Annotated in this window: 8 protein-coding genes; 7 read left to right on the top strand and 1 reads right to left on the bottom strand. The window is 74.8% G+C overall.

The window, feature by feature from the left end; genetic code table 11:
* Nucleotides 1-43 precede the first annotated feature (43 nt).
* On the top strand, nucleotides 44-700 hold the full coding sequence (locus AXF14_RS01700) for a glycosyltransferase (protein WP_067939663.1): 657 nt from the start codon (nucleotides 44-46) through the stop codon (nucleotides 698-700).
* 116 nt (nucleotides 701-816) lie between these two features.
* Here the strand turns inward: AXF14_RS01700 and wecB are convergent, their stop codons facing one another.
* Nucleotides 817-1,899, bottom strand: a complete 1,083-nt coding sequence (wecB, locus tag AXF14_RS01695) for a non-hydrolyzing UDP-N-acetylglucosamine 2-epimerase (RefSeq protein ID WP_067939659.1) — start codon at nucleotides 1,897-1,899, stop codon at nucleotides 817-819.
* 53 nt (nucleotides 1,900-1,952) lie between these two features.
* Here wecB and AXF14_RS01690 point away from each other — a divergent pair, with 53 nt between their 5' ends.
* The 6 genes from AXF14_RS01690 (at nucleotide 1,953) to AXF14_RS01665 (ending at nucleotide 10,701) form a co-directional block, all read left to right on the top strand.
* Nucleotides 1,953-3,464: a glycosyltransferase gene (locus AXF14_RS01690; RefSeq protein ID WP_150118383.1), complete on the top strand. Its 1,512-nt coding sequence runs from the start codon at nucleotides 1,953-1,955 to the stop codon at nucleotides 3,462-3,464.
* A gap of 155 nt (nucleotides 3,465-3,619) precedes the next feature.
* On the top strand, nucleotides 3,620-4,861 hold the full coding sequence (locus tag AXF14_RS01685) for a glycosyltransferase family protein (protein WP_236755845.1): 1,242 nt from the start codon (nucleotides 3,620-3,622) through the stop codon (nucleotides 4,859-4,861).
* Nucleotides 4,858-5,970 carry a glycosyltransferase family 4 protein gene (locus tag AXF14_RS01680; RefSeq protein ID WP_067939651.1) on the top strand — a complete coding sequence of 371 codons (1,113 nt, stop codon included), beginning with the start codon at nucleotides 4,858-4,860 and terminating at the stop codon, nucleotides 5,968-5,970. The genes AXF14_RS01685 and AXF14_RS01680 overlap by 4 nt, the downstream gene beginning before the upstream one ends.
* Nucleotides 5,967-7,319 carry a glycosyltransferase gene (locus tag AXF14_RS01675; RefSeq protein WP_067939648.1) on the top strand — a complete coding sequence of 451 codons (1,353 nt, stop codon included), beginning with the start codon at nucleotides 5,967-5,969 and terminating at the stop codon, nucleotides 7,317-7,319. The genes AXF14_RS01680 and AXF14_RS01675 overlap by 4 nt, the downstream gene beginning before the upstream one ends.
* A complete protein-coding gene (locus AXF14_RS01670; RefSeq protein ID WP_067939644.1) occupies nucleotides 7,312-9,318 on the top strand; it encodes a DUF6541 family protein in 2,007 nt (668 codons plus the stop codon). Before AXF14_RS01675 ends, AXF14_RS01670 begins: the two co-directional genes overlap by 8 nt.
* 87 nt (nucleotides 9,319-9,405) lie before the next feature.
* The gene (locus tag AXF14_RS01665) at nucleotides 9,406-10,701 is read left to right on the top strand and encodes a nucleotide sugar dehydrogenase (RefSeq protein ID WP_067939641.1); all 1,296 of its coding nucleotides are present in this window, start codon (nucleotides 9,406-9,408) and stop codon (nucleotides 10,699-10,701) included.
* The last annotated feature ends 38 nt before the right edge of the window (nucleotides 10,702-10,739 follow it).

Raw genomic sequence — 10,739 nt, 5'->3', positions numbered from 1 at the left:
GCGACGACGTCGTGCCCCGCCGCCCCTGCAGACAGGAGCCACCGTGCACGTCCTCCTCCTCTCCTCCGGCTGGCCCGAGCCCTCGATCGGCGGCAGCGGACGCCCCCTGCCCGAGCTCGCCGCCATGCTCCAGCGTGCCGGGCACACGGTCGGCGCCGTCATCCTCGAGCCCACCCCCGTCGGCCGCCGCCCGAAGCCCCTCACCGTGCGCACCGAGGACGGCGTCGTCATCGTCCAGGGCGGCGTCCAGACCATCCGGGTCGGTGGCTTCCCCGGCTCCCGGGCCCTCGTGCGCCGCCGCACCGAGGCCGCGCTGCGCCGCTACGTCAACGCTGCCAAGGCCCGCCCCGACGTCGTCCACGTCCACGGCGCCTTCCCGGGCCTCCACATGGGCGGCTACGCCACGCGGCGCTTCGAGTGCGGCTTCGTGTACACCGTCCACGACACCTCGGCGCTCCTCGGGCAGGTCGCCGGCTTCCGCAACTCCGAGCTGCGCGCGGACATGTACAAGGTCTCCGTCCGCTCAGCCATCGACGAGCCGCTGCGGCAGCGACTGTCCGCGTACTGGCGTGTCGGCGCCTGGCACCTGCTGCCGCTGGACGACGAGAAGGTCTTCGTCGACACCGTCGTCGGCTTCTACGAGCGGGCCAACGGCGCGGTGCTGCAGAAGAAGGTCGAGACGGACCTCATCGACTGCTGATTCCCCTATTCCGCCGTCGACCGTCAGAAGCACGCTCGACCGTTTGATTTCCAGGAATCAGACGGTCGAGCGGTGCGTTGACGGTCGACCACCGCTGAGGTCGGGGCAAGCGGGGCTCAGGCCGGCAGGTGCTCGGCGAGCACCTCGGCGACGCGCTCGGCGGCGCGACCGTCCCCGTAGGGGTGCGCCACCTCCTCGTCCGGCTCCGCCGGCGTCGGTCGCGAGGCCGCGGCGACGAGCCCCGGGCCGGGCTCCACGAGGACGTTCCAGCCCAGGTCGACGGTCTCGACCCACTCGGTCTGCGGACGGACCGTCGTGCACGGCACGCGCAGGAGGAAGGCCTCCTTCTGCAGACCGCCGGAGTCCGTGACGACGCCGCGGGCGTGGAGCGCCGAGGCGATGAGCTCGGGGTAGGCGAGCGGCGGGTGGATGCGCAGGCTCCCGGTGTCCTCGAGCGCGATCCCGTGCTCCGCGCACCTGGCGACGAGCCTCGGGTGCGCGAGCAGGACGACCGGGTGGTCGACGGCGGCCAAGGACTCCAGGACCGTGCGCAGGCGCTCCGGGTCGTCCGTGTTCTCCGCGCGGTGGATCGTCGCGAGCGAGTACCCGTCCTCGGGCAGGCCCAGCTCCGTCATGACGGGGGAGGGGGCGCCGGCGACCTCGTCGCGTACCTGCAGCAGGACGTCCGTCATGACGTCTCCGACGACGACGGTCCGCTCGGCGAGGCCCTCGTCGGCGAGGTGGGCGGCCCCGACCTGCGTCGGGGTGAGGAGGAGGTCCGCGGCGTGGTCGGTGAGCACCCGGTTGATCTCCTCGGGCATCGCCCGGTTGAAGGAGCGCAGCCCGGCCTCGAGGTGGGCGACCGGCACGTGCAGCTTGACGGCGGCGAGGGCCCCGGCGAGCGTCGAGTTCGTGTCCCCGTAGACGAGCACCCAGTCGGGCCGGTGCGTCTCGAGGACCTCGTCCATGGCGGCGAGCATCGCCCCGGTCTGGCGGCCGTGGCTCCCCGAGCCGACGCCGAGGTGGACGTCCGGCGCGGAGATCCCGAGGTCGCGGAAGAAGACGTCGGAGAGCATCGGGTCGTAGTGCTGGCCCGTGTGCACGATGACGTGCTCGACGCCGGCCGCGCGGAAGGCGTGGTCGATGGGGGCGAGCTTGACGAACTGCGGGCGGGCGCCGACGACGGAGAGGACCTTCACGGACGCGACTCTAAGCGACCCGCCGCCCCCGGCGCGGGCGCTACCGTGACCGCGTGAGCCCCTCCGCACGCCCCTTGGCCGCCGCGCGCCGCCGCGCCGTCGAGACCGTCTCGCCGCTCCTCCAGCGCCTGCCCGCGCGGGGCTGGGCCGCGCCGACGGCCGAGCGGCCCGGCTCGGCCGGCGCCCTGGCCGCCTTCGTCACGGCGCGCGACGAGCTCACCGCGGGCCGCCGGCCCGCCGAGCTGGGATCGACGATCAGCCGGCTCCTCGAGCGCGCCGACGCCGCCCTCGAGCGCGGCGACCTCGACTGGACCACCGAGTGGTTCGACGGGGCCCTCCAGCTCGCCTTCCACCCGACCGTCCACCACTCCTACGACAGCTCCCCGGTGCTCTCCGACCCCGAGGGCTTCCTCGCACCCTTCCGGGCCTCCGAGACCGGTCGGCGCCTCCTCCTCGACCCGGACCCCGTCCGCCCGGAGCGTGCCGGGGGACCGCGCGTCCTCGCCGCCTGCCACTCCTCCTGGACCTTCCTCGACCGCCTCGTCGAGGCCACCGGCGCTCCCGCCGGCACCCTGCGCTGGAGCCGCCTCGACCTCGCCGCCCTCCCTCCCGACCAGCGCCCCACCCACCGGCGCGCCGTCCGCGCCCGAGCCCGCTTCGCCCTCACCGGCGAGCGCCCCGCCGTCCCCGAGCTCCTCGCCCGGCACCTCGAGACCACCGACACGCTCTTCGTCGAGTGGGGCGCCTACCCCCTCGCCTGGCTCAGCCTCATGGACCTCGGAGGGACGCGCCTCGTGTCCCGCCTCCACCGCTACGAGGGCATGACCCCCTACCCGCTGCTGGCCGACTTCGGGAACGTCGACGAGATGCTCCTCATCTCGCCCTCGGTCCGCGACGCGCTCGCGGCCGCCGCGCCCCGCCTCGCCCAGGCCCACCGGATCAGCACGGTCCGCAACCCCCACGACTACACGCGCTTCGCCACCGCCAAGGAGCCCGGTGCCGAGCGCACCCTCATCCAGGTCGGGTGGGCGACGCCGGTCAAGGACGTCCTCTTCACCCTCGACGTGCTCGGCCGCCTGCGTGAGCAGGACCCCGCCTGGAGGCTCGTCCTCGTCGGACCCCGCCCGTCCCACGCCGTCGCCCGCGACGAGGCCTACGCCCGTGAGGCCGAGGAGCGCATCGCGGCCCTCGGTGACGCCGTCGAGGTCCTCGGCCGTCGCGACGACGTCCCCGAGCTCCTGCGCCGCGCCGGATTCATCGTCTCCTCCTCGCGCCACGAGGGCACCCACGAGTCCGTCGCCGAGGGCGCCGCCGCCGGCTGCGTCCCCGTCGTGCGCGCCTGGCCCGACGCCGAGCGCTGGGCCGGCGGCGCCCGCTCCATCTACCCCGGGGGGTGGATCGTCCCCGACCGCGAGGCCGCCGCCCGCCGGATCCTGGACCACTGCGAGCCCGCTGCGCGCGAGAGCGCCGGGCTCGAGGCGGCCGCCTGGGTGTCCGAGCACCTGCGCCCCGAGGACGTCCCCGCGCCCTACGTCGACGCCGTCCTCGGCCGTCACCAGGGGTGACGTGACCGGAGAGCGCCCCGCGCCCACTACGATGGGGTGGCGCGCAGACGGTGACCGACCGGTGACGAGCCACCGACCGGTCACCGGCCGCCGGATGTCCGCCGGAGCCGGACCGGCGAGCCGCGGACGGGACGAGCACAGGGAGGCAGCAAGCGATGACGAGCCACGAGGTCCTGGCCGGACGCGGCAGCCGCACCCCTGCGGGCCGGCGTCGGCCCCGTCTCCTCATCCTGTCCTTCTCGCCCATCGTCTCCGACGCCCGCGTCCTCAAGCAGGTCCGCCTCCTCTCCTCCGAGTACGAGCTCACCACCTGCGGCTACGGCGAGGCCCCCGACGGCGTCGCCCGCCACGTGCGCATCCCCGACGAGCTCGTCTCCTGGCGCCTCGACCGCCCCCTCGTCATGGCCCGCCGCTTCGAGCGCGCCCAGGCCGCCCAGGAGGTCGTCGCCTGGTCCCGCGAGCACCTCGCCCCCGGCGACTACGACGTCGTCCTCGCCGACGACGCCGAGACCGTGCCGCTCGCCCTCTGGCTCCAGCCGACCGGCGGCGTCCACGCCGACCTCCACGAGTACGCGCCCCGCCAGAAGGAGGGCGTGCGCCGCTGGCACCTCTTCGTCGCCCCCTACGTGCGCTGGCTCTGCCGCACCTACGTCACCCGCGCCGACTCCGTCACCACCGTCGCCCAGGGCCTCGCCGACGCCTACCGCGAGGAGTACGGCATCGACGCCGGCGTCGTCACCAACGCCACCCCCTACCGCGAGGCCGAGCCCACCCCCGTCGCCACCGGCCCGGGTCGCCCGCTGCGCCTCGTCCACTCCGGCGCCGCCCTGCCCGACCGCCACCTCGAGATCATGGTCGAGGCCATGGGCCTGGCCACCCGCGACGCCACTCTCGACCTCTACCTCACCCGCAACGACCCCTCCGTCATCGAGGCCCTGCGCGGGCAGGCCGCCGCCCTGCCCGAGGGGCGCGTGCGCGTCATGGACCCCGTGCCCTACGCCGAGCTCATCGAGACCCTCGCCGGCTACGACGTCGGCGTCTTCTCCATCCCGCCCGTCTCCTTCAACTACAAGCACACCCTGCCCAACAAGCTCTTCGACTTCGTCCAGGCCCGCCTCGCCACCGTCGTCTCCCCGAGCCCGGAGATGGAACGCCTCGTGCGCGAGCACGACCTCGGCCTCGTCACCGAGGACTTCACCGCCGCCTCGCTGGCCCGCTCCATCGACGCCCTCACTGACGACGTCGTCACCGCAGGCAAGGCCGCCGCCCACCGCGCCGCCCACGAGCTCTCCGCCGAGGAGCAGGTCGGCGGCTGGCGCCGCGCCGTCGCCGCGCTCGCCCGACGCGCCGCCGCCGTCGACCCGTCCATCGAGCTCGCCGAGGAGGACCGCGCATGAGGATCACCGCCGTCACCACCTGGTTCCCGACCGAGCAGGCGCCCAGTCGCGGCAGCTTCGTCCTGCGCGACGTCCACGCCCTCCAGTCCCTCCACGACGTCCGCCTCGTCCACCTCGTCCCGCCCGCCGACGACGACGGCACCCGCCGCCTCACCCACGAGGGCGTCGAGGTCCTCCGCATCCCCATGAACCCGGCCGACCCCGCCTCCGTCGCCCGCGCCGCCGCCCGGCTCCGGCACGCGCTCGCGGGCGCGCAGCTCGTCCACTCCATGGCCTTCTCGAGCCTCGAGCCGCTCTCGCTGGCCCGCCCCGACGTCCCGTGGGTCCACACGGAGCACTGGTCGGCGCTCACCAACCCCGAGACCCTCGGCCGCGCGGGACGCGCCGCCCTCCCGGCCCTCTCACGCCTCCTCGCCCTGCCCGACGTCGTCACCACCGTCTGCGACTACCTCGCCCGGCCCGTCCGCGCCGTCCGCGGGGAGCGCCCCACACGGGTCGTGCCCTGCATCGTCGAGCCCTATGATCCGGCTCCGCGCCGCCCGCGCCGCGACGGCCGCCTCGAGCTCGTGAGCGTCGGCGGCCTCATCGACCGCAAGGACCCCCTCCTCGCCGTGCGCACCGTCGCCGAGCTCGCCTCCCGCGACGTGGACGCCCACCTCGCCTGGGCGGGGGAGGGGCCCCTGCGCGACGAGGTCCTCGCCCTCGCCTCCGAGCTCGGCGTCACCGAGCGCGTCCGGCTCCTCGGCACCCTCGACCGCGAGGGCGTCCGCGAGGCGCTGGCCGCCGCCGACCTCTTCCTCGGTCCCACCAAGGGCGACAACTTCTTCGTCTCCGCCGCCGAGGCCGTCATCGCCGGACGCCCCGTCGTCGTCGGCACCGCCGGCGGCCAGGACGAGTACCTCACCCGCGTCACCGCCCGCCTCGTCGCCTCCCGCGAGCCCGCCTCCTGGGCCGACGCCGTCATCGACCTCGACGCCGCCGCCCTGTCCACGAGCGCCGAGGAGATCAGCGCGAGCATCGGCGACGCCTTCTCCTCGCCCGTCGTCGCCGCCGGCTACCACCGCGTCTACCGCGAGGCCCTCGCCCCGCGCACGGAGGGATGGTCATGAGCCCCGCCGGCCGCCACGCCGCAGAGCCCGCTCCGGAGACCGCGCGGCCCGCCGTCGCCCAGCCCGGGCCCGGCCGACGCGCCCTCGGGCCCTCCACCGTCGAGCGCACCGACCTCGGCACCACGACGCTGCTCCCCGGGCAGAGCGTCGACGTCGTCATCGCCTGCCACAACCCCGCCAGGCCCGTCGCCCGCGCCGTCGCCTCCGCCCTCGACGGCAACCCCGAGGCCGCCGTCACCGTCGCCTGCCACAACCGGGCCGCCGAGGAGATCGCCGCCGCCATCGCCCCGGAGCACCGCGACCGCGTGCGCTACCTCGAGCACGCCGACCCGCGCCCCTCCGCCTCCGGCCCCTTCAACGCCGGCATGCGCGCGGCCCGCACCCCCTGGGTCTCGATCATGGGCTCCGACGACTCCCTCCTGCCCGGCGCCGTCGCCTCCTGGCTCCGCCTCGCCCGTGCCGCCGGCGCCGACTTCGTCGTCCCGCGCCTGGCCCTCGGCTCGCCGGGCAACCACGTGCCCACCCCGGCCCCGCGCCCGAGCCGCCTCGCCGCGCCCGCCCTCACCTCCCTCGGCGATCCCGCGCGCCTCGGTGGTCGCCTGCCGCGCGACCTGCGCGTGCGCCTCGCCCACCTCGCCCGAGGCGCCGCGCGCGCGGAGCTCGTCGCCGACCGCCTCGCCTACCGCAGCGCCCCCCTCGGCCTCATGAGCGTCGCCGCGCTCGAACGCGAGGGGCTCGCCCTCGTCGAGGGCGCCGGCGTCGGTGGCGACGTCGCCATGGTCACCCGCCTCATGGCGAGCGTCCTCACCGCCTACGACGCCACCGGCCCCGCCTACCTCATCGGCGAGGACGCCGGCGACCGCGTCACCTACGTCGTGCGCCCCATGGCCGAGCAGCTCGGCTTCCTGGACCGCATGCTCGACGAGGACTGGTGGGCCGCCCTCCCGCTGCCCACGCGGCGAGCGCTCGCCGTCAAGATGGCCCGCATCCACGTCTTCGGCGCCGTCCACTACCGCTCCCGCGAGGAGATCTGGACGGCCGCCGAGCGAGCCGACCTCGCGGCCACCGCCCGTCACCTCGCCGCCGCCGCCCCCGGCTACGAGCGGGTCCTCTCACGCGCCGACGCCGAGCTCCTCGACGCCTGCCTCGGCACGGACGTCCCGGCCGCGACCCTCATCGCCCGTGGTGAGGGCCGCCGCCATCACGGCCGCCCCGGGACCCTGCTCACCCGCGAGCCCGTCGCGCTGCTCGCCCGCGAGGCGCCCCTGCGCTTCATGGCGGCCTCGGTCCTGTCCCGGTACGTCCCCGACCTCCCGAGCGACCGCGCAGTGAGCGGGCGCCGTGGCTGAGACCCTGCTGGCCGGGGCCCTGCTGCTCGTCCTTCTCCTGCTGCCCGGCTACCTCGTCCTGCGTTCGCTCCTCGTCCTGCGCCTCCAGGCGCTTGGCGGCGCCCCCGCCGTCCTCGCCTTCCTCCTGGCCGGCCTCGCCGTCGTCATGCACGGGGCGCACGTGCCGTGGACGCTGCGCAACGTCGCCGTCGGGCTCGTCGTCGTCACGGCGCTCGGCGTCCTCCTGGGGCGGCTCGTCACCCGGCGGGCGCGCCGACGCCTCGCCGCGTCCGGCGCCGGGCGCCCGCCGCGTCCGTGGTGGCCGCTCCTCGTGGTCCTCGTGGCGGCGGCGCTCACCTCCGGGTGGGCGGTCTACCGCGGCATGAAGGGGATCGGTACCCCGCTCCAGGCCTCCGACGGCGTCTTCCACCTCAACGCCGCCGCCTACCTGCGCCGCGGCCAGGACGCCTTCCCCGTGGGGGCCTTCCCCGAGATGTACTGGGGCTCGGTCCACTTCTACCCCTCGGGCTGGCACTCCCTCGTCGCGATCCTGCCGACCTCCGTGTCCGCCGCCGCCAACCTCACCGTCGTCGCCGGGCTCGCCGTGGCGTGGCCGCTGGGCATGGCCTCCGTCCTCGGCGCCTCCTTCTCACCGGCCACGCGCCGGGTGCGCGACGGGCTGCCGCTGCTCGTGGGAGCCTTCGCCTCGATCTTCGCGACCGCCCGCGTCGTCATGATGACGACCCTGTGGCCCTACGGCTGGTCCGTCTGCCTCCTGCCCGGCGTCCTGGGCCTCGTCATGGTCATGCGGCCGAGCTCGGTCGAGGTGCCACGGCGCGCCTCCGTCTCCCGGGCCGGCGGTCTGCTCGCAGCCCTCCTCGCCGTCCTCGGCGTCGTCTACGTCCACGGCACCGCCGCCTTCAACCTCGCCCTCATCGCCGTGCCGACCCTCGTCATCGTCGGGGGGCGCTGGCTGCGTCGCCGCTGGGCGGCCGGCGGCCGGTCCCGCAGCACCGTGCTCCTCATCATCGGCGTGGCGGTGCTCGTCCTCGTCGTCGGCCTCCTCGGTTTCCAGGACCAGCTCCACATGCTCGCCGGCTACTGGCGCAAGACCGGGGACGTCAAGGGCCTCGTCCTCGGCATGCTGCGCGACGACCACATGATCAACCTCATCCCCTACGGCGGTGACGGGGCCCTGTGGCTCACCGTCCTCGCCCTGCTCGGGATCGTCCCGGCCCTGCGCCGGCACCGCAACCGGTGGGCCGTCCTCGCCGTCGTCCTCGTCGTCATCGTCTTCCTCGGGACCGTGTGGACCTCCTCGTCGGTGGGCCTGCTCGCCTCCCCCTGGTACAAGCAGCGCGCCCGCATCCTCCCGCTCCTGGAGATCCCGGTCCTCGTCCTCGCCATGACGGGGCTGGAGGCCGCCCTCCTACGCCTGGCCTCCGCCCGCTGCCTGGCGGGCCTGCGGCGCCCGGCCACCGCTGTCCTCGCCGCCCTGCTCGTCGTCGCCTACACGGTGGTGCCCGTCGTCATCGCCGCGCAACGGACCGTCGAGCACTGGCGGATCACCGCCTACGCCTACCAGCCGGACAAGCTCGTCTGGCCCGTCATGCTCTCCACCGGCGAGGCGCAGTTCCTCCAGTCCTCAGCGAAGAGGCTGCCCCCCGGCGCCGTCGTCCTGGGCGAGCCGACCAACGGCTCCGCCTACTACTGGGCGCTCACCGGCACCGACGTCGTCTACCCCTCGCTGCGCCCCAACGCCGAGGAGCTGCGCAGCTACGTCGCCGCGAACACCGCCTGGCTCGGCACCGACCCCCAGGTCTGCCGCGACCTCGACAGCCTCGGCGCCCACTACTACTACACCGACGCCGACCGCACCGGCGGCGGGGCCCCCGGCGGCGGCGCCCTGCCCAAGTGGCAGAACGAGCTGAGTCAGGTCCCGCGCAGCGAGCTCACCCTCGTGGCCTCCGACGGCACCCGCAGCCTGTGGCTCATCTCCGGGTGCGGATGGGTACGATGACGGACGTGGACGCACCCGGGGCCGCGCGCTGACGCGGTCCCGGACGGGCGTCCCGACCACACGGATCACCACTCGGAAGGCCGCTGAATGCGCATCGCCGTCGTTGCCCTGGGAAAGATCGGACTGCCCCTGGCCGTCCAGTACGCCGAGAAGGGCCACGAGGTCATCGGCGTCGACGTCAACCCGAGGACCGTCGAGGCCGTCAACGCCGGGCGCGAGCCCTTCCCGGGCGAGGCGCACCTCGCTGAGAAGCTCGAGCGCCTCGTCCCCGCCGGTGCCCTGCGCGCCACCACCGACTACGCCGAGGCGGTCCCCGGGGCCGACGCCGTCGTCCTCGTCGTCCCGCTCTTCGTCAACGACGAGACCTGGGAGCCTGACTTCGCGCTCATGGACGCGGCCACGCGCTCCCTGGCTGAGAACCTCACGCCGAGCACCCTCATCTCCTACGAGACCACCCTCCCCGTCGGCACCACCCGGAACCGCTGGAAGCCCCTCATCGAGGAGATCAGCGGGCTCAAGGAGGGGACCGACTTCCACCTCGTCTTCAGCCCCGAGCGCGTCCTGACCGGCCGCGTCTTCGCGGACCTGCGCCGCTACCCCAAGCTCGTCGGCGGCCTCGACGAGGCCGGCACGCAGGCCGGCGTCGCCTTCTACGAGCAGGTCCTCGACTTCGACGAGCGCCCCGACCTGCCGCGCCCCAACGGCGTGTGGGACATGGGCACGGCTGAGGCGGCCGAGATGGCCAAGCTCGCCGAGACCACCTACCGCGACGTCAACATCGGGCTGGCGAACCAGTTCGCCGTCTACGCGGACGGGGCCGGCTTCGACATCGAGAAGGTCATCGACGCCTGCAACTCGCAGCCCTACTCCCACATCCACCGCCCCGGCATCGCGGTGGGCGGCCACTGCATCCCGGTCTACCCGCGCCTGTACCTGTCCACGGACCCCGACGCCTCCGTCGTCCGCACCGCCCGCACGTTCAACGCGACGATGCCCGACTACGTCGTCGGCCGCGCCGAGGAGGTCCTCGGGGACCTCACGGGCCTGCGCGTCGTCGTGCTGGGCGCCTCCTACCGCGGGAAGGTCAAGGAGACCGCCTTCTCCGGCGTCTTCCCGACCGTTGACGCGCTGCGCGCCAAGGGCGCCGAGGTCCTCGTCCAGGATCCGATGTACACCGACGAGGAGCTCGCTGGCTTCGGGTGGACCCCGTACCACCTCGGTGAGGCCGTCGACCTCGCCATCGTCCAGGCAGACCACCCCGAGTACCGCGACCTCACCCCGGCCCAGCTGCCCGGCGTGCGACTCCTCCTCGACGGCCGCCGCGTCACCGACCCCGCCCTGTGGGCCGGCACCCCGCGCCTGGTCATCGGCGGAGGCGAGTGAGCCCACGCCCCACCCGCGGCTGACCTCTGCGTCCACGC

The organism is Actinomyces radicidentis, from assembly GCF_001553565.1.
GTDB lineage: Bacteria > Actinomycetota > Actinomycetes > Actinomycetales > Actinomycetaceae > Actinomyces > Actinomyces radicidentis.
Note: the sequence above shows the minus strand (reverse complement) of the source record. Positions and strands in the feature narration are given on the sequence as shown.